A 24,140-nucleotide genomic window follows, 5' to 3' on the forward strand; every position below is an offset into this window, starting at 1 on the left:
CCGAGAAGGCGATGCCCAGGGCGCCCATCACCACGAAGACGTGCTGCCAGCCGAAGTGGTAGACGATCCAGCCCATCAGCGGCGCGAACAGCACGGTGGCGAAGTATTGCGCCGAGTTGAAGATGGCCGAGGCGGTGCCGCGCTCCTTGGTGGGGAACCAGGCGGCGACGATGCGCGCGTTGCCGGGGAAGGAGGGCGCTTCGGCCAGGCCAACCATGAATCTCAGGGCGAACAACAGGAATACCGCGGTACCGATGCCGAATTCACCGATGTAGCCTTGCAGCATGGTGAACACCGACCAGGTGAAGATGCTCGCCGCATAGACCTTCTTCGAGCCGAAGCGGTCGAGCAGCCAGCCGCCGGGAATCTGGCCGAGCACATAGGCCCAACCGAAGGCGGAGAAGATGTAGCCGAGGGAGACGGCACTGATGCCGAGGTCTTTCTGCAGGCTGGAGCCGGCGATGGAGATGGTGGCGCGGTCGGCGTAGTTGATCGTGGTCACCACGAACAGCATGAACAGGATCAGATAGCGGACGCGGGTCTGCTTGGTTTCGTGCATGGAGAGCTCCCACTGGTTTGTTTTTGTGTGCGGGCTGACATCGTGTAGCGAGCTTAGGTTGTAGGTCGTCTGACAACGATAGCGTTATCATTAAACAGATAACGCTATCATTCAACCGTTAAATCTGTGGTCGGGCGCAAAAAAGTGGCTAGGAGCTCTGACGCTCGATCAGGGCGAAACCGGTGTCCAGGCTCACCGCGGCACTATCACCCGCGAGGCGATCGAGCAGCGCCTGGGCGACACGCTGGCCCATGGCATCGGCATTGACGCTGACCGTGGACAGCGCCGGGGTGGCGAAGCGGCCGTTGGTGGTGTCGCCGAAGCCGACCACCGCCAGTTGTTCGGGGATGCGCAGGCCGCGGCTGCTGGCCTCGGCGACCACGCCTAGGGCCAGGGTGTCGGAGCTGCACAGCACCAGCTCCGGCGGCGCGGGGCGTTCCAGTAGCCGCGCCAGGCCGATCCGGCCGACTTCCCAGGTGGCCGGCAGGGGCAGCACTTCCATGGGCAAGTCGGCGATACCCAGCTCGACCAGGCGGGCCTGCAGGGCCAGGTTGCGGCGCATGGCGCGGGGGTCGTCCACCGAGATCACCCCGAAGCGGCGATAGCCGCGGGCGACAAAGTGCTCCGCCAGGGCGACGCCGACCTGCTCGTGGGAAAAGCCCACCTGCATGTCCAGGGCCTCTGTACTGAGATCCCAGGCTTCCACCACCGGGATGTTCAGCGCCGCCAGCCGCGCGCGACTGGCCGGGGTGTGCAGGGTGCCGGTGAGGACGATGCCATCGGGGCGGCGGCCGAGGATGGCTTCCAGCAGTTCCTCTTCCTTTTCCGGCGAATAGCCGGTGGGGCCGATCAGCGCCTGGTAGCCCGCCTCGGTAAGGCGATCCATGATCGCCTGCACCACGCTGGCATAGATGGAATTGGCGATGGTGGGCAGCAGGATGGCCACCAGCTTGCTCTTGCTGGAGGCGAGGCTGCCGGCCAGCAGGTTGGGCACGTAGCCCAGCTCCTTGACCACGGCCAGGACATGTTCGCGGGTGGCGTCGCTCACCAGGCTGGGGCGGTGCAGCGCCCGGGACACGGTGATGGGCGACACCCCGGCGGCGAGGGCGACTTCGCGCACGGTGAGGGGCAGCTCGGTGGTGCCACCCTGCTGGGCGAGTTCGCGTCGGGACTTCCTGGCCAAAGCGGGTCCTTGGATGAGAGAAGCCGCCATTATGAGAGCAAGCCCCGGCGGTTGCCATGGGGCGCCCGCCAGAGCTTCTGCTAGTCGACCACTCGCGCCGCCCGGGCGCGGCCGACCCGCGACTGATTGGGTCGACCCAGCAGGGCGGAGACGTGCTGTCCGGCCTCGGCCAGTCTGGCGAGATCGAGCCCGGTCGCTATGCCCAGGCCATCCAGCAGATAGACCAGGTCTTCGCTGGCGACATTGCCGCTGGCGCCCCGGGCATAGGGACAGCCGCCCAGGCCGGCGACGGAGCTATCGAACACCGCGACCCCTTCGAGCAGGCTGGCATAGACATTGGCCAGGGCCTGGCCATAGGTGTCGTGGAAATGCCCGGCCAGTTGGCTGAGCGGCACCTCCCGCCCCAGTCGCTGCCAAAGCGCTCGGGTGCGGCCCGGGGTGCCGACGCCGATCGTATCGCCCAGGGAAACCTCGGCGCAGCCCAGCTCCAGCAGTTCGCGGGTCACGCTCGCGACCTGATCGGGTGCGATCGCGCCGTCGTAGGGGCAGCCCAGCACGCAGGACACATAGCCGCGCACCCGGATGCCCGCCGCCCGCGCGCCCTCGACCACGGGCACGAAGCGTGCCAGGCTCTCGGCGATGGAGCAGTTGATGTTGCGCTGGGAAAAGCCCTCCGAAGCGGCGGCGAACACGGCGATCTCGTCCACCCCCACGGCTAGGGCGGCCTCGAAGCCTCTTATGTTGGGCACCAGTACCGAGCGGACCACGCCCACTGGTCGGCCAAGCCCCGCCAGCACCTCGGCGGTTCCGGCCATCTGCGGCACCCAGCGGGGCGAGACGAAGCTGCCCACCTCCAGATGCCGCACGCCGCTGGCGATCAGCGCCGTGCAGAGCTGGATGCGCTCGGCGACGCCCAGCGCCTGGGGCTCGTTCTGCAGGCCATCGCGGGGTCCGACCTCGACCAGCCGCACCCGGGTCGGCAAGGCATCGCTCATGATGGTGATTCCTCCAGCTCCACCAGCGGGGTGCCCTCGGCCACCAGCTCGCCAGGACTGCAGAACAGCGCCGCCACCACGCCGGCACGGGGCGCGCGGATGCTGTGTTCCATCTTCATCGCCTCCAGCACCACCAGCGGGGCCCCGGCTTCCACGGCATCGCCGACGGCCACCGGGACCGCCACCACGCTGGCATTCATCGGTGCCGTGAGTCCACCCGCATCCGCTTGGCGCGCGACCTCGGCGAGCGGATCGGCCCAGGTGACGGCTTCCAGCCGGCCCTGCCATTCGAGGAACAGCGTGTTCCCACGGCGATGGAGGCGGGCGCTCTGGCGGACGCCATCCGCCTGCCAGTGGAGTCGATCACTGCTCAGCTCGACGGCCACCGGGCCGACCAGGGTCAGGTTGCGCACCTCGTCACGACAGGCCAGCCGCAGGGCAACGCGCGGGGGTCCGCCCAGGCGCCAACCCTGGCGGGACGCCCAGGGCGAGGTCGGATCGGCAGCGGCGGGCAGCGTCGCCAGCCAGGCTTGGCCCGCCAGGGTCCAGAAGGCCTCCGGCAGCTCTGTGGGTGCAGGCAACAAGGACGCCTGATGACGCTCGATGAAACCGGTGTCCAGCTCCGCCGCGGCAAAGGCCGGATGGGCCAGCAGGCGCTGCAGGAAGGCGAGGTTGGTGGCGAAGCCGCCCACCGCGGTGTCTTCGAGCATGGCCAGCAATCGCTTGCGCGCCTGTTCGCGGCTGTCGCCCCAGGCGATCAGCTTGGCCAGCATGGGATCGTAGAAGGGCGACACCTCGTCGCCTTCCTCCACGCCGCTGTCCACCCGCCGCCCCGCACCGGCCGCGGGCTCGCGATAGAGTTGCAGGTTGCCTGAGGCCGGCAGGAAGCCCTGGTCGGTGTCCTCGGCATAGAGTCGCACCTCGATGGCATGGCCGTGCAAGGGCACCTGCGCCTGGGTGAGGGGCAGGGGTTCGCCCGCGGCCACGCGCAGTTGCCAGGCCACCAGGTCCAGGCCGGTGATGGCCTCGGTGACCGGGTGTTCTACCTGCAGTCGGGTGTTCATCTCCATGAAGAAGAAGTCGCCACGGGCATCGAGCAGGAATTCCACGGTGCCCGCGCCGACGTAGCCGATGGCCTGGGCCGCCTGCACCGCCGCCTCGCCCATGGCCCGGCGCAATTCGGGCGTGAGACCCGGCGCGGGCGCCTCCTCGATCACCTTCTGGTGGCGCCGCTGGATAGAGCAATCACGTTCGTTGAGATAGAGGCAGTGGCCGTGCTGATCAGCGAACACCTGGATCTCCACGTGGCGCGGTTGCAGCACGTATTTCTCCACCAGCATCCTCGCATCGCCGAAGGCCGAGAGCGCCTCCCGCTGCGCCGAGGCGAGGCCTTCGGCCAGGTCGGCTTCGCGCTCGACGATCTTCATGCCCTTGCCGCCGCCACCGGCGGTGGCCTTGAGCAGGACCGGATAGCCGATGCGCGCCGCGGCGTCGCGAAAGGTGGCCAGGGATTGGTCCTCGCCGTGGTAACCGGGCACCAGGGGTACCCCGGCCTCGGTCATCAGCGCCTTGGCCGCCGACTTGCTGCCCATGGCGCGGATCGCCGCGGCGGGTGGTCCGACGAAGACCAGCCCGGCCGCGGCTACCGCCTCGGCGAAGGCGGCGTTTTCGGACAGGAAGCCGTAGCCCGGATGGATCGCCTGGGCGCCGGTGGCCTGGGCAGCGGCGATGATTCGTTCGCCCAGCAGATAGCTGTCGGCCGGCTTGGTCCCGCCCAGGTCCACCGCCTGATCGGCCTGGCGCACGTGGCGGGCGCCGGCATCGATGGCGCTGTGCACGGCGACGGTACCGATGCCAAGGGCTTTGGCGGTACGCATCACCCGGCAGGCGATCTCGCCGCGGTTGGCGACGAGCAGACGGTCGAAGGTCATGGCGAAGTCTCCTGCCAGGCGGGGCGACGTTTTTCCAGGAAGGCCTGCAGGCCTTCCTGGGCTTCGGGGGTGACCCGGACCGCGGCGATCAGGTCCTCGGTGAAGGGGCGCACCTCGGCGCTGGGCGCGCCCTCGCCAGCGCCGTCCAGCAGCCGCTTGCAGGCGCGCAACGCCTGGGGGCCGTTGTCCAGCAACCGGGCGATCCAGGCCTCGACCAGGGTCTCCAGGTCGGCAGCAGGCGCAGTCTCGGTCACCAAGCCCAGTTCGGCGGCGCGTTCGCCGGAAAAGCGCTCGGCGCCGAGCATGTAGCGCCGCGCCGCGCGTTCGCCCAGGGCGCGGATCACGAAGGGCGCGATGACCGCCGGCACCAGGCCGATGCGCACCTCCGACAGGCAGAAGGTGGCGTCACTCGCGGCCAGGGCCAGGTCGCAGCAGCTGACCAGGCCCACCGCGCCCCCAAAGGCCGCGCCTTGGACCACCGCCAGGGTCGGCATCGGCAGGGCCTGCAGGCGATACATCACCTCGGCCAGGCGCTCGGTGTCGGCGCGGTTGGCGGCGGCGTCCAGACGGGCCGCGGCCTGCATCCAGGCGAGGTCGGCACCGGCGCAGAAGTGCCGCCCGCGACCGCGCAGGAGCAGAAAGCGCAGTTCCTGGTCGCTGGCGATCTCGCCGAGCACGCTGCCCAGCTCCGCGATCAACTGCGCATCCAGGGCATTGTGGCGATCCGGGCGGTCGAGCCAGAGGGTGGCGAAGCCGCGTGGATCACGGATCAGTTCCAGGGTATGGAAGTCAGTCATGGCCTACATCCGGAAGACGCCGAAGGTCGTCGGCTCGAGAGTGGCGTTGAGGCTGGCCGACAGGGCCAGGGCGAGGACCTCGCGGGTCTGGGCCGGGTCGATCACTCCGTCGTCCCACAGCCGCGCGCTGGAATAGTGGGCGTGGGCCTGGCGTTCGTACTGCTCGACGATGGGGGCCTTGATGCGCACCACCTCTGCGTCGTCGAAGGCCTGGCCGGCGCGTTCGGCCTGCTCGCGCTTGACCTGCACCAGCACCCCGGCCGCCTGCTCGGCGCCCATGACGCCGATGCGCGCGTTGGGCCACATCCACAGGAAGCGCGGATCGTAGGCGCGGCCGCACATGCCGTAGTTGCCGGCGCCAAAGCTGCCGCCGATGATCACGGTGAACTTGGGCACCCGGGCGCAGGCCACCGCGGTGACCAGCTTGGCGCCGTGCTTGGCGATGCCGCCTTCCTCGTATTTCTTGCCGACCATGAAGCCGGTGATGTTCTGCAGGAACAGCAGCGGGATGCGGCGCTGGCAGGCCAGTTCGATGAAGTGCGCGCCTTTTTGCGCCGATTCGGCGAAGAGGATGCCGTTGTTGCCGAGGATGGCCAGCGGATGGCCGTGCAGATGAGCGAAGCCGCAGACCAGGGTGGTGCCGAATTGCGCCTTGAATTCATCGAAGACGCTGCCGTCCACCAGCCGCGCGATCACCTCGCGTACCTCCAGCGGCTGCTTGGGATCGGCCGGCACCAGGCCGTGCAGCTCCTCGGCCGGGTACAGCGGTGCGCTGGGCGTCTTCAGTTGCAGCTCGCCCAGCTTGCGCCAGTTGAGGTTGGCGATGCAGCGCCGGGCCAGGGCCAGGGCATGGGCATCGTTTTCGGCGTAGTGATCGGCCACGCCGGAGGTACGGCAATGGACCTCGGCGCCGCCTAGCTCCTCGGCGCTGACCACCTCGCCGGTGGCGGCCTTCACCAGCGGCGGGCCGGCGAGAAAGATGGTGGCCTGCTGGCGCACCATGATGGTCTCGTCGCTCATGGCCGGCACATAGGCGCCACCGGCGGTGCAGGAGCCCATCACCACGGCGATCTGCGGGATGCCCTGGGCGCTCATGGTCGCCTGGTTGAAGAAGATCCGCCCGAAGTGCTCGCGGTCGGGGAAGACGTCCTCCTGGCGCGGCAGGTTGGCGCCGCCGGAATCCACCAGGTAGAGGCAGGGTAGGCGATTCTGCAGGGCGATGGCCTGGGCGCGCAGGTGCTTCTTCACCGTCAGCGGATAGTAGGAGCCGCCCTTCACCGTGGCGTCGTTGGCGATGATCATGCACTCGACTCCCTCGATGCGGCCGATGCCGGCCACCACCCCGGCGGCCGGTACCTCTTCCTCATAGACGTCGAGGGCGGCCAGGGCGCCGATCTCCAGGAAGGGCGAACCTGGGTCCAGCAGCAGATCGATGCGCGCGCGGGGCAGTAGCTTGCCGCGGGTGGTGTGGCGCGCCTGGGCCTTGGCCCCGCCGCCTTCGCGGATGCGCGCCAGCAGCCCGTCGAGCCGGGCCAGTTGTTCGGCCATGGCGGCGGCGTTGCGCTGGTAGTCCGGGGTGCGGCGGTTCAAGGTGGAGGTCAGCACGGTCATGGCAGGTTCCTCACCGGGTTTCGTTGAACAGCTCGCGGCCGATCAGCATGCGGCGGATCTCGCTGGTGCCGGCGCCTATCTCGTAGAGCTTGGCGTCGCGCAGCAGGCGGCCGGTGGGGTATTCGTTGATATAGCCGTTGCCCCCGAGGATCTGGATGGCTTCCAGGGCCATCTGGGTGGCCTTCTCGGCGGTATAGAGGATCACCCCGGCGGCATCCTTGCGGGTGGTCTCGCCGCGATCGCAGGCCTGGGCCACCGCATAAAGATAGGCGCGGCTGGCGTTGAGGCCGGTATAGAGATCGGCCACCTTGCCCTGGATCAGCTGGAATTCGCCGATGCTCTGGCCGAATTGCTTGCGGTCATGGACGTAGGGCAGTACTACGTCCAGGCAGGCCTGCATGATGCCCACGGGGCCGCCGGCGAGGACCACCCGCTCGTAATCCAGGCCGCTCATCAGCACCTTGACCCCACCATTGACCTGGCCCAGCACGTTGTCCTCCGGCACCTCCACCTCGTTGAAGAACAGCTCGCAGGTGTTGGAGCCGCGCATGCCCAGCTTGTCGAACTTGTTGCCGCGGCTGAAGCCCTTCCAGTCGCGCTCGACGATGAAGGCGGTGATGCCATGGGCAGCCTTTTCCGGTTCGGTCTTGGCGTAGATGACATAGGTGTGGGCATCGGGCCCGTTGGTGATCCAGGTCTTGCTGCCATTGAGCACATAGCGATCGCCGCGGCGTTCGGCGCGCAGCTTCATGGAGACCACGTCCGAGCCGGCGTTGGGTTCGCTCATGGCCAGGGCGCCGACGTGCTCGCCGCTGACCAGTTTGGGCAGGTAGCGAGCCTTCTGCGCGGCGCTGCCATTGCGGTGAATCTGGTTGACGCAGAGATTGGAATGGGCGCCATAGGACAGGGCCACCGAGGCCGAGCCGCGGCTGATCTCTTCCATGGCCACCGCATGGGCCAGGTAGCCGAGTCCTGCGCCGCCGTACTCCTCGCCCACGGTGATGCCGAGCAGCCCCAGGTCACCGAAGGTGCGCCAGAGATCCAGGGGGAAGCTGTTGCTGGCATCGATCTCGCCCGCGCGGGGCGCCACCTCGCGGGCGACCAGGGTGCGTACCTGATCGCGCAGCAGATCGAGGGTCTCGCCCAGGGCGAAGTTGAGACTCGGGTAGCTCATGGGGTCACCTGTTGTTGGGATTGTCGGGTGAGAGCGGTCGGCCGATCAGGCGCGCACAGGGCGGCCGCCAGGCACGGCGTGGAGCGGAAAGGGGCAGGGTGGGGCTGCGTCATCGGCCAGGCGCTGGCGTGGCCTGGAAGCGGCAGCCGGAAAGACGCCGGGCGTGGGAGCCGACGGCTGGGCAAGGGTGCGCTCGAGGCGCAAGTGCGGAACGCGGGCGCCAGGGCGCTCATGGTCCGTCCTCCTGTCATTGTTCTTATCGTGGCGACCGCAAGAGGAAGGCGGTGCGCCTGTTCTTCTGAGTCTAGGAGGAGAAATGCGTTATCGTGAAACGATAAAAATAGAATCCAGGTATTGGAAAATCAGATGGCACTGCACCAGGACATCTCGATGCGGCAGCTGCGCTACTTCGTCGCCGCGGCGGAGAACAGCCAGTTCTCCCTGGCCGCCAGCGCGGTCAACGTCAGCCAGTCCGCGGTCACCACGGCCGTTAGCCAACTGGAGACGACACTCGCCGTGCGGCTGTTCGAGCGCCTGCCCCATGGGGTGAAGCTGACGGCCGAGGGGCATCAGTTCTATCACCATGCCCGGCATATCCTCGACACCCTGCAGGATGCCGTCAGCCAGCCGCTGTTCCAGAGCCATGCCCTGGTCGGCCAGGCGCGGGTCGGCGCCTCCTATGCGGTGCTCGGCTACTACCTGCCGACCCTGCTGGCGCGCTTCAAGCGCAGCTATCCGCAGATCGACATCGACCTGCGCGACATGGACCGACCCAGTATCGAAGCCGGCATCACCGATGGCACCCTGGAGCTGGGCCTCACCGTCATCTCCAACGTCGACGCCACCCAGCCCTTCGAGCGCCACCTGCTGATGCGCTCGCCACGCCAGCTCTGGCTGCCTAGTGCCCATCCACTGCTGGCACCGGAGCGCGTGACCCTGGCCGACATCGCTCCCTATCCCTACATCCTGGCAACGGTGGACGAAGGCGAGACCTCGACCCTGCGCTATTGGCGCGCGGCGGGCCTGGAACCCAACGTGGTGTTCAAGACATCGTCCATGGAATCCCTACGCGGCCTGGTCGCCCACGGTTTCGGCGTGACCATCCTCTCCGACATGCTCTATCGCGGCTGGTCTCTGGAAGGCCGCAAGCTGGAAGCCCGCCCGGTGGCCGATGCCATCCCGCCCATGGAGCTGGGTCTGATCTGGAGTCCCGAGGAGCGCCTGAGTCCGGGAGCCCAGGCGTTTCGGCAGTTCCTGCGCTCTGCGAGCGGCGAAGCCCGTGAGCGTTAGATGGGTTCCCGAGCCTGGCATTTATTGCGAAAGCGGATAGACGTGGCGAAGCAGGGGACGAAATAGCATGCCAGTCTTGTCTTCTGGTATACCATCGTCTACTTGGTAGTCGTCATTCCTTGTCTTCCCGAATGGCTTCGCTTCGATACGGAGATGCGTATGGGCACCTGGTTCAAGGATCTGAAGACGACCTACAAGCTGCTCCTGGGCTTTGGCAGTGTCCTGCTGCTGACCCTGGCCATCGCCGCGACCGGCTGGAGCGCCATCGGCATGCTGGTGCGCAGTAGTGATCGCCTGGCTGCCATCGGTGAACTCACCGCGGCCGCCAAGGACCTGCGCATCGCCCGCCTGGATTACGCGGGGCAAGCGAGCGAGGCGACTGCCGGGCAGGTCAAGGCACGGGTGGCGACGCTGCGGGAGCAGCAGGCAGCCCTGCAGCGCCTGGGGCTCGACGTGGCCAGCCAGAAGCTGCTAGACGAGCAAAGCGAATTGGCCGGCCGCTATGGGCAGACCTTCGCCGAGCAGGTGACCGCCCATGAACGCCAGGCCCAGGCGGCGGCGCTGCTCGGTACCCGCGCCGACCAGGCCTTGCAGGCGGTGGGCGAGATCGAGCAGAACCTGGCCAGCAGCGATGCGACGGAGCTCTATCCTGGCCAGCGCCTCGGCCAGTTCCGCGCCATCGGCCTGCTGGATCGCAAAGTCCGGGACGTGAGATACAGCCTGCAGAGCTATCTGCTCAGTGGCGATGCCGCTCAGGAAAGCAAGGCGACCGGTGACATGGCCACCACCATCGCCGAGCTGCAACGCCGCCTGGCCACGGCGTCCTCGCGCGATGCGCCCAGCCTGCGTCAGGCCGAGCAGGCGCTGCTGCATTACCAGCAATCCATCGGCGACTTCCAGGCCGCCCATCGCGAAGAGGCCAAGGCCGCCGAGACGCTGCGCCTGCTGGAAGATCACCTGCTCGAGATCGGGCGCCAATTGGCGACCCAGACCATCGCCCAGCGCGAGGGGGATAGCCAGAACGCCTATGGCCGCCTCGCCGGCATCAGCCTCCTGGCGCTGCTGGCCGGACTGCTCGCCGGCTGGATCATCACCCGCCAGCTGATCCCGCCACTGCAGGCGTCGCTGTGGCAGGCACGGCGCATCGCTGGCGGCGATCTGTCCGCCGCCGTCAGCGTGTCGCGGCGCGACGAACTCGGCCAGCTGCAAGCCAGCATGAGCGAGATGACCACCGGCCTGCGCGAGTTGGTCGGTCAGGTCCAGGAAGGCACCGCCCAGTTGCAGGGGGCGGCGCAAGGGTTTACCGCCAGCGCCGAGCGCACCCGCGAAGGCGTCGAGCGCCAGGGCCAGGAAACCCGCCTGGTGGCCACCGCCATCGTCGAGCTGACGGCCAGCGCCCAGGAGGTCGCTGCCCATGCGGAGATGGCCTCGCAGACCTCACAACAGGCGGAACGCGTAGCCAGTGAGGGCGATACCCAGGTGCGTCAGGCCATAGCCGCGGTGGACAGCCTCGCCGAGGAGATGCTAGAAGCCGGCACGGCGATGGATGCCCTGCTGAGCGAAAGCAAGCGCATCGGCACGGTCACCGGAGTGATCCGGACGGTGGCCGAGCAGACCAATCTGTTGGCGCTGAATGCCGCCATCGAGGCGGCACGAGCGGGCGAAGCCGGGCGTGGCTTCGCGGTGGTGGCCGATGAGGTACGCAACCTGGCTCGGACCGCCCAGCAGTCGGTGACCGAAATCGAGCGGATCGTCAGCGATGTGCTGGGCCGAGCCGGTCAGGCGGCCGCCCGGGTGGACGCGAGCCGCGCGCAGACCGGTCAGGCCGTGACCCTGATCCAGCATGCCGGGGAGGCCCTGCGGCTCATCGGCGAGCAGGTCACGACCATGCAATCGATGAACCTGCAGATCGCCGCGGCGGCGGAAGAGCAGAGCCGGGTCGCGGGCGAGGTAGAGCGCAGTGTCCACGTCGTCGAGACGCTGGCGCAGAACAGCGTCAGTTCCAGCCAGGAGCTGACCGCGGCCAGCAGCGAGCTGGGGCAACTGGGTACGGAACTGGCGGCGCGCATCAGTCGCTTCCGACTGTAATGCCGGAGCGCCATCCACCCGTGCGGCGTGGATGGCGTCGCGAGGGATGCTCTGATCCGTCCGTTAACGCTTCAGGTCGTTCTCGACCACCGGCATACCAGGCGCACCGCCGCGGGTCGTCACGCCTTTCATCCAGGCTGCCAGCACCTCGGGATGGCCCTTGAGCCAATCGCGGGCAGCGCGCCGCGGATTGACGTTCTGGTTGAGCACCTGGTCCATCAGTTCGTTTTCCATGGCGACGGTGAAGGAGAGGTTTTCCAGCAGCTTGCCGACGTTGGGACAGCGGCGGCGCAGGGAACCGTTGGCTACCGTGTAGACGGTAGAGCTGCCGTAGTTTTCACCGAAGTAGCGATCCGCACCGGCCAGGTACTCGAGGTCGAGTTTGGTGTTCATCGGGTGGGGTTCCCAGGCGAGAAAGACTACCGGCTGCTTGAGCACCATAAAGTTCTTCGCCGTCGCGATCATCACCGCTTCGCTCTTCTCCTCCAGGGTGAAGTGACCGAGGCCGTAGGCATTGTCGGCGATCATTCGCGCGATCCGGGCGGAACCCGAGCTGTCCTTCACGCCATAGATGACCTTGCCGAATTCTTCCTGTCGCGCGGCGAGGTCGTCCACGGTCTTGACCCCGGCCTCGTAGGTGTAGCGGGGCACCGCCAGGGTGTAGCGAGCGCCCTGGAGGTTCGCCCTGATGACGTCGACGGAGGTCCGGTACTGGTCCAGTTCCGCCTTCTGGCTGGGCATCCAGTTGCCCATGAGCACGTCCAGCTCACCGGAGGCGAGTTGCTTGAAGGTCTCGGGGATGCTCAGGCGCTCGATCGCGGTCTGGTAGTCGAGTCGCTCCAGGAGAAAGCGGGCGACGCTGGTAATGACGGTGGTATCGGTCCAACCGATTTCCGCGAAGCTGATGGTCTGGCAGCTGGCTTCCTCCGCCGCCACCGCGGTTTGCGCTGACACCGCCAGCACCAGGCCCGCTACCAACCATCCCTTGTTCTTCATGACCTGATCCCCTTTGGCCTGACCACAGGGGGCGCTCGGTTTGTCTTGCGCGAGCGAGCGACCATCCCTGCCGTGCGTTGTGCTGTGGTGCGAAAGTCGAGCGGAGGTCTACGACGAAACCGTCTGGAACGGGCTTCTGCCGGACTGATTGTTTGGTAGGGAAGTAGCGAATGCAAAGACGCTTCGATGAGCGGCGACCGGTAGCGATTGACTGGTCGCGCTCTTGCCGGAGGGAAACTTTCAGCGGAGGTGAAGCGCGGAGCAGCCCGGCTGCCGCTCCGCTCGACTCAGTGTGCTGCCGCCTTGCTCAGATCGGCATCGTTCCATTCGCTGTAGACGCAGGCGTCGCTGGCGGCCCAGCGCAGGCGTACCACCTGGCCCGGCTGCAGGCCCGGGGCATGGGCCAGCGACTTGACCATCAACTGGGCGCCGCCCGCGGTCTGCAGGGTACAGCTCTGACTTTCGCCGAGGAACAAGGCCTCGCCGACCCGCGCGGAGATCTCGTTCCAGCCCGCCGGCTTCGGCGCGGTGGCCGCCTGTTCGGTGGTCAGCAGATGAAGCTTTTCTGGGCGCAGCATCAGCAGCAACGGCAGGTTCGGGCGGACGCCTGTGGTGGGCCGCATCGCCAGTTCCTGCCCTTCGAAGTCGCAGTGGGCCTGGGCGCGAGCGGTGACGCGAAGGAAATTGGAGTTGCCGAGGAAGGCGGCGACGAAGGCGTTCGGCGGATTCTGGTAGAGGTCGTAGCCACTGCCCAGGCCGACGATGCGCCCATGGCTGAAGATGGCGATGCGCTGGGACAGCCGCAGGGCCTCCTCCTGGTCGTGGGTCACATAGACGATGGTGATGCCCAGGCGACGGTGCAGTTGGCGCAGTTCGTCCTGCAGGTCTTCGCGCAGCTTCTTGTCCAGGGCGCCCAGGGGTTCGTCCATCAGCAAAATGCGCGGCTCGTACACCAGTGCCCGAGCGATGGCCACCCGCTGCTGTTGACCGCCGGAGAGCTGCGCCGGCCGGCGATGGGCGAAGGCTTCCAGCTGCACCAGGCGCAGCATGGCGTCCACCCGCTTGTTGCGCTCGGCGGCGCCGATCTTGCGGATGTCCAGGGGGAAGCCGATGTTGTCGCGCACCGACAGATGCGGGAACAGCGAATAGCGCTGGAACACCATGCCGATGTCGCGCTGGTGCGGTGGCACCCGCAGCAGCGAGCGGCCGGCTACGTCGATGGCGCCGGAGCTGGGCGTCTCGAAACCCGCCAGCATCGACAGGGTGGTGGATTTGCCCGAGCCGCTGGAGCCCAGGAAGGTGAGGAATTCGCCCTCCTGGATGTCCAGCGAGAGGTCGTCCACCGCGGTGAAGTCGCCATAGTGCTTGTTGAGATTCTGCAGGCGGACCAGGGGGGCCGCGGCGGTGGTGTTCTGAAGGACGGCGCTCATGGCAGGGCTCCGGGTATCAGCGGGATTGGGGTTGGCGGCGGCGCAGCAGGGCAGCGGCGAGCATCACCAGCAGGGAAAGACCGATCAGGACGGTGGAGGCCACGGCGATCACCGGCGTCAGGTCCTGGCGCAGGGTGGACCACATCTTCACCGGCAGGGTCTGCAGGTTGGGACTGGCCATCATCACGCTCAGCACCACCTCGTCCCAGGACACCAGGAAGGCGAACAGCGCCCCGGCGAACACGCCCGGCCAGATGCCCGGCAAGGTCACCCGGTAGATGGCCTGCAGGCGCGAGGCACCGCAGATCACCGCCGCATCCTCGATGGACTGATCGAAGAGCTTGAGCGAGTTGATGATGGCGATCAGCGCGAAGGGCAGGGCGACGATCACGTGGCTGACCACGAAGGCCAGCAGGGTGCCGGTATAGCCCAGGCGCAGGAACAGCGCATAGATGGCCACGGCGATCACCACCAGCGGCACGATCATCGGCAGGGTGAAGATCGCATAGAGCGTCTTGCGTCCGGGAAACTTGCCACGCACCAGGGCGAAGGCGCAGGGCAGCGCCAGGGCCACCGAGACCAGGGTGGTCAGCAGCGCCACCTTGAGGCTGGCCAGGGCGGCCTGCATCCATTCCGGGTTGGCGAAGAATTGCTGGTACCACTTCAGCGTCCAGCCCGGCGGGGGGAAGACCAGCCACTGGGAGGAGCCGAACGACAGCAGCACGATGAAGACGATGGGCAGCAGCAGTACCGCGGCTATGGCGCCGGTGATCAGCAGCAGGCCGCCGCGCAGGCGCCAGCCGATGGCGTTGGGAGTCAGCAGCATGGGTCACCTCGCGTTCTGGGGGTCGACCGGGGATTCCGGCTGCAAGCGCAGATAGAGGGCGAACAGCACCAGGGCGATGACGATCAGCAAGGCCGCGGCGGCGCTGGCCAGTCCCCAGTTCAGGAAGGATTGCACCTGCTGGATGATGAACTCCGGCAGCATCATGTTCTGCGCCCCGCCCAGCAGTGCCGGGGTGACGTAGTAGCCGAGGGACATGACGAACACCATCAGCGCCCCCGAGCCCAGGCCCGACCGACACATGGGCAGGAACACCTTGCGGAAGTTGGTCCAGGGGCTGGCGCCGCAGATGGCGCCCGCCTGCAGCACCATGGGGTCCATGGCTTGCAGGGTGGCCTGCAGCGGCAGCACGATGAAGGGGATCATGATGTAGGTCATGCCGATCACCACCCCGGTGAGGTTGTTGACCAGCGCCAACGGTTCGTCGATCAGGCCGGCGGCCAGCAGCAGCTTGTTCACCACCCCCGAGCCCTGCAACAGCACCAGCCAGGCATAGGTGCGGGCGAGCAGGCTGGTCCACATCGACAGCAGCACGATGTTGAACAGCAGCCGGCCCCAGCCGCGCGGCATCAGGGTGATGGTCCAGGCCAGCGGAAAGCCGATCAGCACGCTGAACAGGGTCACCAGGGCGGCGACCCCGAAGGTGTTGAGCAACACCTGGGCGTAGGCGCCGTTGGCGAACAGGGTCTGGTAGTTGCCCAGTCCTGGCACAGGTTCAAGAAAGCCCCGCAGCAGCAGGCCAATCAGCGGAATCAGGAAGAACAGGCCGAGGAACAGCAGGGCAGGGACGAGATGACTCGCCCCCTTCCAGCGTACGGCCCTCTCGCCCCGGTCGCGCGCTGGGTCGTTCACCCCGCGCTTGGGGTCCGTGGCGGTGCCGAGCACCGCCCGGCTGGAGCTCGAGGCGGACATGTCATTTCACCAGCCATTCGTTCCAGCGACTGGCGATCTCGCTACCATGCTGGGCCCAGTAGGCGAAGTCCAGGGTCACCTGCTCGCTGGCGTAGGCCGTGGGCAGGTTCTTGGCCAGGTCGGGCGTCAGCTTGGCGACGCTGTCGACATTGACCGGCGCGTAGGCGGTGAGGTTGGCGAAGTCCGCCTGGCCCTTGGCGCCACTCGCCTCGGCGAGAAACTTCATGGCCGCGTCCTTGTTCTTGGCGCCCTTGGGCACCACCAGCATGTCGGCCATGACCAGGTTCTGCTTCCAGCTCACGCCGACCGGCGCGCCGTCCTGCTGCAGGGCATAGACCCGGCCGTTCCAGAACTGGCCCAGGGTCGCTTCACCGGAGGCGAGCAACTGCTGGGACTGGGCGCCACCGCCCCACCAGACGATATCCTTCTTGATGGTGTCGAGCTTCTTGAAGGCGCGGTCCAGGTCCAGCGGATAGAGCTTGTCCTTGGGTACGCCATCGGCCAGCAGCGCCAATTCGAGCACGCCGGGACTCGGCCACTTGTAGAGGGCGCGCTTGCCGGGGTAGGTGGCGGTATCGAACAGCGCCGACCAATCCTGGGGCTGCTTGCTGCCCAGCTTGCCCTGGTTGTAGCCGAGCACGAAGGAGAAGAAGAAGGAACCCACCGCGTGATCGTTGACGAAGCGCGGATCGATCTTGGTCCGGTCGATGGTCTTGAAGTCCAGGGGTTCGAGCAGCCCTTGCTGGGCGGCGCGCAGGGCGAAGTCCGCTTCCACGTCGACCACGTCCCACTGGACGTTACCGCTTTGCACCATGGCCTGCAGCTTGCCGTAGTCGGTAGGGCCGTCCTGCACCACCTGAATGCCGGTCTGCTGGGTGAAGGGCTCGGCCCAGGCTTTCTTCTGGGCGTCCTGGGTGGTACCGCCCCAACTGGTGAAGTTGAGGCTTTCCGCCTGGGCTTGAGCGCCCAGGGTGGCCAGCAGGCCGGCGACGACCACGGTTACGACTTTGCGCTTCAGCAACATCTTGATGCCCTCTCTGTTATTGGATCAACGCGGCCTGGAGACCTCGTTCGTTCTAAGAGCAGTGCGGCCAGGGGCCAGAAAAAGGAGGCCTTGACTTGTTCTATCGGGCCCGTCTGAATCAGGCCTTGGCGTAATTCGATATTATGGTATTCCAAACCTTTTGCAAGCTTTCCCGCATGACGTTTTGCCATCAGCCGGAGAAGGGCAGGGTCTCGACGATTTCCAGCTCGTAGCCGGTCAGGCCGGCATAGCGCAGCGGCAGGCCGAGGTGGCGAATGCGGCCGACGCCCAGGTCCTGCAGGATCTGGGCCCCGGTCCCCACTTCGGCATAGATGCGTGACTGGGAGCGCTCGAACAGCCGTCTGGGCTGGGTCAGCGAGGGCACCCGGGCGAGCAGGGCCTGGGAGGATTCGTGGTTGGCCAGCACTACGACGATGCCATGGCCTTCCTCGGCGACGCGTTGCAGTGCGGCCCACAGGGTCCAGCTCGGCGGACCGCTGTACTCGGCGCCGACCAGGTCGCGCAGCGGGTCCAGGGCGTGGACGCGCACCAGGGTGGGCGTCTCGCGGTCGAGGTCGCCCATCACCATGGCCAGGTGGACGCCACCTTCGATGCGGTCCTCGTAGGTCAGCAGGCGGAAGGTACCGTGCACGGTAGGCAGCTCGCTCTCGCCGATGCGGACCACGGTGTGCTCATGGCGTAGCCGGTAGTGGATGAGGTCGGCGATGGTGCCGAGCTTGATGCCATGGCGTTCGCCGAAATGCTCCAGGTCCGGGCGCCGGGCCATGCTGCCATCGTCGTTCATCACCTCGACGATCACCGCGGACGGATCGCGCCCGGCCAGGCGGGCCAGATCGCAACCGGCCTCGGTGTGGCCGGCACGGGTCAGCACGCCGCCATCGCGGGCGCGCAGGGGAAAGATATGGCCGGGCTGGACCAGGTCGCGAGGGGTGGCATCAGGCGCCACTGCGGCTTCGATGGTGCGGGCCCGGTCGGCGGCGGAGATGCCGGTGGTGACCCCGGTGGCCGCCTCGATGGAGACGGTGAAAGCGGTACCGTGTACCGTGCCGTTGTCGCTGACCATCTGCATCAGGTTGAGCTGGCGGCAGCGCTCTTCGGTGAGGGTTAGGCAAATCAGACCGCGGGCTTCTCGGGCCATAAAGCTGATCGCCTCGGGGGTACAGGCGTCGGCGGCCAGCAGGATGTCACCTTCGTTCTCGCGGTCTTCGTCGTCGACCAGGATGACCATCTTGCCGGCACGGAAATCCTCGATGATCGCTTCGATGGGATGAATGGCCACGGTAACCTCACGGGTAGGCTGAATTGCTTTGTAATCTGGTATACCATGAGACAAACCACGGCGAAAGAGGTGAAACTCCATGAAAGGTTATTGGATTGCCCAGGTCGACGTGACCGATCCCGACGCCTATCGCGGCTATACCGACCGTGCCCCTGCGGCCTTCGCCCGCTATGGCGGTCGCTTCCTCGCCCGGGGTGGACGGGCCGAGCAACTGGAGGGGGACGGTTGGGCGACGCGCCGGGTGGTAATCGAATTCGATTCCTACGAGCAGGCGCTAGCCTGCTATCGCTCGGCGGAATACCAGGAGGCCTGCGGCCATCGGCAGTCGGCGGCGAGGGCGGAGATCTTCATCGTCGAGGGCGTGTGATGGTGTGCGGGCGTGGTTGAAGCCACGCCTGGCGTCTACAAGACGGCCTAGCGCTCGATGCGTGGCTCGTCCTGCACCCGGGGCACGAAGAGTTCGCGGGCGACTTCGCCCTCGTGCTCCTGCTGGCGCTGGAGATAGTCGAGGGCCACCTTGGCAGCGGCGCGCACGTGGTCGACCGAGGCCTGGTGGGCGGCCAGGGCGTCTCCGCTGCGGATCGCCGCGACGATGCGCTCCATCTCGGCATTGCTCGCCTGGCGGCGATTGGTCTGGGACACCGAGGTCGCACGCAGATAGCTGACGCGCGCCTGCAACTGACGCAACTGGGTGGCGGCGACACGGTTGCCGCAGCCCTCCATCAAGACGTCGTAGAAGCGCTGGACGCTTTCGATCACCTCCGGCAGCTCGGCGCCTTCCAGGGCCTCGCGGTTTTCCGCCAGGGCGCGCTCGAGGGCCTCGATTTCCTTGGCACCGGCACGCAGGGTGAACAGCTGCACGATCATGCCTTCCAGCACGCAGCGCAGCTCATAGAGGTCGCAGGCGTCCTCCAGGGTGATGATGGCTACGCGCGGTCCGCGGGCATCGGCGAATTCCACCAGGCCCTCGGATTCGAGATGGCGCAATGCCTCCCGTACCGAGGTGCGGCTGACGCCCAGGCGGTCACAGAGATCGCGTTCCACCAGACGGTCACCGGGCAGCAACTGGAAGTTCAGGATCGCCTGGCGCAGGCGGTTGCACACCATCTCGCGAAGCGTGACGGGGCTGCGGGTGATCTTGAAGCTGTCGTCGAGTTGCGCGCGTCTCATGGGGCTCCCTGGCGGACCGGTTCTACAGGCGATGGACGAGGGGCGGGTCGTGGAGTCGGCCGCGCCGGGGCGACCACGGGCCGCTGTCACCGCCCGGCTCATGCCTGTCCGAAAGGGCAGAATTCTAGCACGCCCCCTTGGCGCTCATAAGCCCGGCGGTAGCGTGCCGGCCTCAGGCATGCACCGGTGCGGCCCCCATGCGTCCCCTGTGATAGAGCATCGGTACGACCTCCTGTTCCGGCACGATGAGATTTTTCACCGCGCCGACGATGATGGCGTGATCGCCGCCATCGTACTCGCGCCACAGCTCGCACTCGATCACCGCGGTGGCGTTGGCCAGCAGCGGGTTGCCCAGGGCGCTGCGGGTCCACTCGATGCCCTTGGTCTTGTCCTTGCCCTTGCTGGCGAAGGCATAGGCGATGCTTTGCTGCTCGGCGCCCAGCAGGTGAATGGCGAAGCCCTTGCCATCGCGCAGCAGGGGATAGGTGTCGGAGCTGTAGTTGGGACAGAACAGCACCAGCGCCGGGTCGAGCGACAGGGCGCTGAAGGCGCTGGCGGTCAGGCCGGCCAGATTGCCTTCGGCATCCAGGGTGGTGACCACGGTGACGCCGGACGGAAAGGCGCCCATTACCTGCTTGTAGACTGCGGGATCGATCATGACTGCCAACCTCATTCAACGCATCACAAAGGGATCGGGCATCGGCGCCTGGGACAGGTTGATCCATACCGTCTTGGTTTCGGTATAGGCCAGTACCGAGTCGATGCCGCTCTCGCGGCCGTAGCCGCTGTTCTTGAAACCGCCGATCGGCGCCATGGCCGAGACGGCGCGATAGGTGTTGACCCAGATGATGCCGGAGCGGATATCCCGCGCTAGGCGATGGGCGCGGCCCAGGTCACGGGTCCAAATGCCGGCGGCGAGACCCAGCTCGCTGTCGTTGGCCAGGCGCAGGGCCTCGGCCTCGTCCTTGAAACGGATCACCGCGGCCACCGGGCCGAAGACTTCCTCCTGCATGATGCGCAGCGAGTGCCGGTCGCATTCCAGCAGGGTGGGTTGGTAGTACCAACCGGCGCTACCGGTGTCGGGCCGCTTGCCGCCCAGGCGCAGGGTGGCGCCTTCGGCCAGGGCCTCGCCCACCAGCCGTTCGACGATGGCGAGTTGCTGCTCGGTGGCCATGGGGCCCATCTCGCTGGCGTCGTCCTGGGGATTGCCGATGCGGATGCGCTGGGCACGTTCCACTAGCCGGGCGACGAATTCCTCGTAGATCTCGTCCTGCACCAGCAGTCGCGAACCGGCCACGCAACTCTGGCCGGAGGCGGCGTAGATGCCGGCCACCGCACCGTTCACCGCGCTGTCGAGGTCGGCGTCGGCGAAGATGATGTTGGGCGACTTGCCGCCCAGTTCCAGGCTCAGCTTGGCGAAGTTCTCGGCACTGGCACGGACCACATGGCGGGCGGTGGCCGCGCCGCCGGTGAAGGCGATCTTGCGCACCAGCGGATGGCGGGTGAGGGCGGCACCGGCGCCCGGGCCATAGCCGGTCACCACGTTGAACACCCCGGGCGGGATGCCGGCTTCCAGGGCCAGCCGCGCCAGTTCCAGGATGGTGGCGGAGGCGTGCTCGGAGGGCTTGATGACCACGGTGTTGCCGGCGGCCAGTGCTGGGGCGACCTTGATGGCGGTCAGGTACAGCGGGCTGTTCCAGGGCACGATGCCGGCAATCACGCCCAGCGGCTCGTGCACCGTGTAGGCGAAGAGGTCGGTCTTGTCGAGGGGCAGGGTGCCGCCTTCGAGCTTGTCGGCCAGGCCCGCGGTGTAGTGGAAGAATTCCGGCAGGTAGCCGACCTGGCCGCGGGTCTCGCGGATCAGCTTGCCATTGTCGCGGCTCTCCAGCTGGGCCAGGGCTTCCTTGTGCTCGGCGATGAGATCGCCCAGCCGGCGTAGCAGCTTGCCGCGGGCGGTGGCGGTCAGGCCGCGCCAGGCGGGCGCCTCGAAGGCGCGCTGGGCGGCCTGGACGGCGCGCTCGACGTCCTCGGCGTCGGCATCGGGCAGCTCGGCCCAGGGCTCGGCGGTGGCCGGATTGAGACTGGCGAAGGTGCGGCCCGCGCGAGCCTCGGTCCATTCGCCGTCGATGCACATCTGGAAGCGTTGCAGGGTCATGCCACGTGTCCCTTGATGGAGGTGGAGGAAGCCGTGCCCAGGGCGTCGTCGAGGAAGTCCAGCAGCAGGGCGTTGACCAGCTTGGGTGACTCGACCGGCATCATATGGCGTTGATCGGCCAGCACGGCAGTGCGCGCCTGGGGAATCCGCGCCGCCAGTTGCCGCGCCATCTCCGGAGTGGAACCGCTGTCCAGTTCGCCGGTGGCCACCAGGGTCGGCACCTGGATGCTGTCGAGGCGCTCGGCGCCGTAGCGATCCTGGGTGGCGAACAGGGCGTAGGTGGTGAGGTAGCCCTGGGGGTCGTTGTTGGCGAAGGCCTGGCGCAGCGCCTGGATCTGCGCCGGGTTGGCGCCCTGGTATTCCCGACTGAACCAGCGCGCCAGGGCGCTATCCAGGTTGGCGTCGGGGCCTTCCAGTTCGGCCTGGCGGGTGCGTTCCAGCACCCCCGTGCGCTGCTCCACGGAGCGATTGAACACGCTGTTGAGGATCACCAGCGCAGCCAGTCGCTGCGGATGGCGCAGGGCGAAGGCGCGGGCGACCAGGCCACCCATGGAGAAGCCGATCACCGTAGCCGTACGGATGGCGAGATGATCGAGCAACTCGGCGAGCTGGTCGGCGTAGTCGTCGAGGGTCGCGTCCGGCGGCGGGAGGTGGCTGGCACCGTGCCCGAGCATGTCGTAGGCGATCACCTGGTAACGTGGCGCGAGTCCCGCGAGTTGACCGCCCCACATCTGCTTGCTGAGCCCCACGCCGTGGATCAGGACGAGGGGGCTGCCGTCGCCGGCGATGCTGAAGGCGGTGCCGGCAGGGGTCTTGGCGTCGGTAGACCGGATCATTCGCGGGTTCTCCTCAGCGAGCCTTCTCAGCCGCGAGTTCCTCTAGGTCGATGTAGCGGTTGCCGATGCGCGGATGCAGGCGACCGCCATCGGCCGCGCCCAGCACCACCACGATCTCGTCGGCGCGCGGCGCATCTTCGATGCGCATTTCCAGGGTGATGTAGTGCGACCTCAGGCCTTCATCGTCCTTGTGCATCATGGGGATCTGGATGGAGGTACCCGGGGCGCCGCGCTTGTTGGTGAAGCTCAGGTAGCTCTTGGCCTTCACCGCCTCGCGGTAGTGATTGCCGAATCTCAGGGTGTGGATCACCGCCGAGGCATGTTCGATCTCGCCATCGGCGCCTACCACGGCCGCCTTGCCATAGGCCTCGATGCGCTCGGCGCCACCGATGGCACGGGTCAGGCGCTCGACGATGAAGGCGCCCAGATCGGAGCAGTGGGCCTTGATCTCCGGCTTGAGGTCTTCGACGAAGCCCTTGCCGGCCCAGGGGTTGCGGATCACCACGGCAACGCCGGCCATGGTCACCGGCTTGTCGGTGGCCTTGCCGCCTTCGATATGGGTCTCTTCGAGATAGGTGACGACCTTGCGGATTTCGAAGCTCATGTTGACTCCTGATGTGTCTGTTAAATGATGGTATGCCATCGCCTTAGGCGTGCTACGGCCGATCGTCTCCGAGCGGCCCGGCGGTCAGGCGAAGGCCGGTGCCACCTGGTCGATGAACAGCTGCAGCGACTTCTTCTTCTCGGCGAAGGGCAGGCTGTTGTCGCACCAGAAGCTGAATTCGTCGACGCCCAGTTCCTCGTAATGGCGCAGGCGGGCGATCACTTCGTCGGGGGTGCCGATCATGGTGTTCTTGCGGATGTTCTCCAGTTCGAACTCGGGGCGGCCGGCGAATTTCTCTTCCGGGCTCGGCGCGAGGAAGCCATTGACCGGGGTTTCCTTGTTGCCGAACCAGGCATCGAAGGTGCGGTAGAAGCGGCCGATGGCCTGGGCGCCGATCTTCCAGCCCTCGGGCTCTTCGGCGGCGTGCACATGGGTGTGGCGCAGCACCATCAGTTTGGGCCGGGCGACGCCGGGATTGTTGGCCAGGGCGCTGTCGAACTTGTGCTTGAGATCCACCACCTCTTCGTCGCCTTTCATCAGGGGGGTGACCATGACGTTGCAGCCATTGGCCACTGCGAAGTTGTGCGAGTCGGGGTCGCGCGCGGCGATCCAGACCGGCGGGGTGCCGACCGGCTTGGGCACGCTGGTGGAGGTGGGGAATTGCCAGATCTCGCCGTCGTGGGCGTAGTCGCCTTCCCAGAGCTTGCGCAGGGCGGGGACCAGTTCGCGCAGGTGCTTGCCGCCGGCGGTGGCGGGCAGGCCACCGGCCATGCGATCGAATTCCACCTGGTAGGCACCGCGGGCCAGGCCTACTTCCATGCGTCCTTCGCTGATCACGTCGAGCAGGGCGCATTCACCGGCCGCGCGCAGGGGGTGCCAGAAGGGCGCGATCAGGGTACCGGCGCCGAGGCGGATGGTCGAGGTGCGAGCGGCGAGGTAGGCGAGGATGGGCATCGGGCTGGGGGAGATGGTGTACTCCATGGCGTGATGCTCGCCGACCCAGACGGTGCAGAAGCCGCCGGCTTCGGCCAGCAGCGTCAGCTCGGTGAGTTCTTCGAACAGTTGCCGATGGCTGACGCTCTCGTCCCAGCGTTCCATGTGCACGAACAGGGAAAACTTCATAGGTGCCTACCTCTTTGTCTGCCCGCTCGGGGCGGGGCCCGGCTGGCTCTTGTTTGACAGTACTCGGCAGCGCGGCCGGTGGATGTCGTTATTGGTATACCATAATACGCGACATGGCA

At 67.0% G+C, this 24,140-nt stretch carries 22 protein-coding genes; 3 read left to right on the forward strand and 19 right to left on the reverse strand.

The annotated features are described in order from the left end of the window. The 7 genes from QZ471_RS19200 to QZ471_RS19230 all read right to left on the reverse strand — a co-directional run. The coding region (locus QZ471_RS19200) for an MFS transporter (protein WP_295466790.1) at nucleotides 1-559 on the reverse strand (559 nt) is incomplete at its 3' end. Between the two features lie 148 nt (nucleotides 560-707). Next, nucleotides 708-1,742 (reverse strand): LacI family DNA-binding transcriptional regulator, encoded by a 1,035-nt coding sequence (locus QZ471_RS19205; protein ID WP_295466792.1) that lies wholly within the window; start codon nucleotides 1,740-1,742, stop codon nucleotides 708-710. A gap of 80 nt (nucleotides 1,743-1,822) precedes the next feature. Further along, a complete protein-coding gene (locus tag QZ471_RS19210) occupies nucleotides 1,823-2,737 on the reverse strand; it encodes a hydroxymethylglutaryl-CoA lyase (RefSeq protein WP_295466793.1) in 915 nt (304 codons plus the stop codon). Beyond that, entirely contained in the window at nucleotides 2,734-4,668 is a 1,935-nt protein-coding gene (locus QZ471_RS19215) for an acetyl/propionyl/methylcrotonyl-CoA carboxylase subunit alpha (RefSeq protein ID WP_295466795.1), read from the reverse strand. The genes QZ471_RS19210 and QZ471_RS19215 overlap by 4 nt, the downstream gene beginning before the upstream one ends. Continuing rightward, a complete protein-coding gene (locus tag QZ471_RS19220) occupies nucleotides 4,665-5,465 on the reverse strand; it encodes an enoyl-CoA hydratase-related protein (protein ID WP_295466797.1) in 801 nt (266 codons plus the stop codon). The genes QZ471_RS19215 and QZ471_RS19220 overlap by 4 nt, the downstream gene beginning before the upstream one ends. 3 nt (nucleotides 5,466-5,468) lie before the next feature. Beyond that, nucleotides 5,469-7,076, reverse strand: coding sequence for a carboxyl transferase domain-containing protein (locus tag QZ471_RS19225; RefSeq protein ID WP_295466799.1), 1,608 nt, complete (start codon nucleotides 7,074-7,076; stop codon nucleotides 5,469-5,471). Between the two features lie 10 nt (nucleotides 7,077-7,086). After that, a complete protein-coding gene (locus QZ471_RS19230; RefSeq protein WP_295466801.1) occupies nucleotides 7,087-8,250 on the reverse strand; it encodes an isovaleryl-CoA dehydrogenase in 1,164 nt (387 codons plus the stop codon). A 366-nt stretch (nucleotides 8,251-8,616) separates the two neighbouring features. On the opposite strand from QZ471_RS19230, the gene QZ471_RS19235 reads away from it, so the two are divergent. Beyond that, entirely contained in the window at nucleotides 8,617-9,540 is a 924-nt protein-coding gene (locus tag QZ471_RS19235) for a LysR family transcriptional regulator (protein ID WP_295466803.1), read from the forward strand. 159 nt (nucleotides 9,541-9,699) lie between these two features. Next, on the forward strand, nucleotides 9,700-11,628 hold the full coding sequence (locus QZ471_RS19240; RefSeq protein WP_295466805.1) for a methyl-accepting chemotaxis protein: 1,929 nt from the start codon (nucleotides 9,700-9,702) through the stop codon (nucleotides 11,626-11,628). Between the two features lie 63 nt (nucleotides 11,629-11,691). Here the strand turns inward: QZ471_RS19240 and QZ471_RS19245 are convergent, their stop codons facing one another. From QZ471_RS19245 to ribBA, 6 genes are all read right to left on the reverse strand, one after another. After that, nucleotides 11,692-12,624 (reverse strand): glycine betaine ABC transporter substrate-binding protein, encoded by a 933-nt coding sequence (locus QZ471_RS19245; RefSeq protein WP_295466807.1) that lies wholly within the window; start codon nucleotides 12,622-12,624, stop codon nucleotides 11,692-11,694. 287 nt (nucleotides 12,625-12,911) lie between these two features. Then, the gene (locus QZ471_RS19250; RefSeq protein WP_295466809.1) at nucleotides 12,912-14,054 is read right to left on the reverse strand and encodes an ABC transporter ATP-binding protein; all 1,143 of its coding nucleotides are present in this window, start codon (nucleotides 14,052-14,054) and stop codon (nucleotides 12,912-12,914) included. A 16-nt stretch (nucleotides 14,055-14,070) separates the two neighbouring features. Beyond that, nucleotides 14,071-14,880, reverse strand: coding sequence for an ABC transporter permease (locus QZ471_RS19255; protein WP_295466811.1), 810 nt, complete (start codon nucleotides 14,878-14,880; stop codon nucleotides 14,071-14,073). Nucleotides 14,881-14,883: 3 nt separating this feature from the next. Then, the gene (locus QZ471_RS19260; protein ID WP_295466813.1) at nucleotides 14,884-15,810 is read right to left on the reverse strand and encodes an ABC transporter permease; all 927 of its coding nucleotides are present in this window, start codon (nucleotides 15,808-15,810) and stop codon (nucleotides 14,884-14,886) included. Between the two features lies 1 nt (nucleotide 15,811). Then, nucleotides 15,812-16,834, reverse strand: coding sequence for an ABC transporter substrate-binding protein (locus QZ471_RS19265; RefSeq protein ID WP_295466815.1), 1,023 nt, complete (start codon nucleotides 16,832-16,834; stop codon nucleotides 15,812-15,814). A gap of 190 nt (nucleotides 16,835-17,024) precedes the next feature. Further along, entirely contained in the window at nucleotides 17,025-18,134 is a 1,110-nt protein-coding gene (gene ribBA, locus QZ471_RS19270; protein WP_295466817.1) for a bifunctional 3,4-dihydroxy-2-butanone-4-phosphate synthase/GTP cyclohydrolase II, read from the reverse strand. A gap of 79 nt (nucleotides 18,135-18,213) precedes the next feature. Between ribBA and QZ471_RS19275 the strand changes: the two genes are divergently transcribed. After that, entirely contained in the window at nucleotides 18,214-18,501 is a 288-nt protein-coding gene (locus tag QZ471_RS19275) for a DUF1330 domain-containing protein (protein WP_295466819.1), read from the forward strand. 47 nt (nucleotides 18,502-18,548) lie between these two features. Here the strand turns inward: QZ471_RS19275 and QZ471_RS19280 are convergent, their stop codons facing one another. From QZ471_RS19280 to QZ471_RS19305, 6 genes are all read right to left on the reverse strand, one after another. Next, on the reverse strand, nucleotides 18,549-19,304 hold the full coding sequence (locus QZ471_RS19280) for a GntR family transcriptional regulator (protein WP_295466821.1): 756 nt from the start codon (nucleotides 19,302-19,304) through the stop codon (nucleotides 18,549-18,551). A gap of 172 nt (nucleotides 19,305-19,476) precedes the next feature. Then, nucleotides 19,477-19,962, reverse strand: a complete 486-nt coding sequence (locus QZ471_RS19285) for a flavin reductase family protein (RefSeq protein ID WP_295466823.1) — start codon at nucleotides 19,960-19,962, stop codon at nucleotides 19,477-19,479. 15 nt (nucleotides 19,963-19,977) lie between these two features. Then, nucleotides 19,978-21,459 (reverse strand): aldehyde dehydrogenase, encoded by a 1,482-nt coding sequence (locus QZ471_RS19290; protein ID WP_295466825.1) that lies wholly within the window; start codon nucleotides 21,457-21,459, stop codon nucleotides 19,978-19,980. Beyond that, on the reverse strand, nucleotides 21,456-22,295 hold the full coding sequence (locus tag QZ471_RS19295) for an alpha/beta fold hydrolase (protein WP_295466826.1): 840 nt from the start codon (nucleotides 22,293-22,295) through the stop codon (nucleotides 21,456-21,458). Before QZ471_RS19295 ends, QZ471_RS19290 begins: the two co-directional genes overlap by 4 nt. A 13-nt stretch (nucleotides 22,296-22,308) precedes the next feature. Then, nucleotides 22,309-22,899 (reverse strand): amino acid synthesis family protein, encoded by a 591-nt coding sequence (locus tag QZ471_RS19300; RefSeq protein WP_295466828.1) that lies wholly within the window; start codon nucleotides 22,897-22,899, stop codon nucleotides 22,309-22,311. A gap of 84 nt (nucleotides 22,900-22,983) precedes the next feature. After that, nucleotides 22,984-24,021, reverse strand: coding sequence for an LLM class flavin-dependent oxidoreductase (locus QZ471_RS19305; protein ID WP_295466830.1), 1,038 nt, complete (start codon nucleotides 24,019-24,021; stop codon nucleotides 22,984-22,986). Between the last annotated feature and the right edge of the window lie 119 nt (nucleotides 24,022-24,140).

Origin of the sequence: uncultured Pseudomonas sp., from assembly GCF_913774235.1 — a bacterium.
Classification (GTDB): Bacteria; Pseudomonadota; Gammaproteobacteria; order Pseudomonadales; family Pseudomonadaceae; genus Chryseomonas.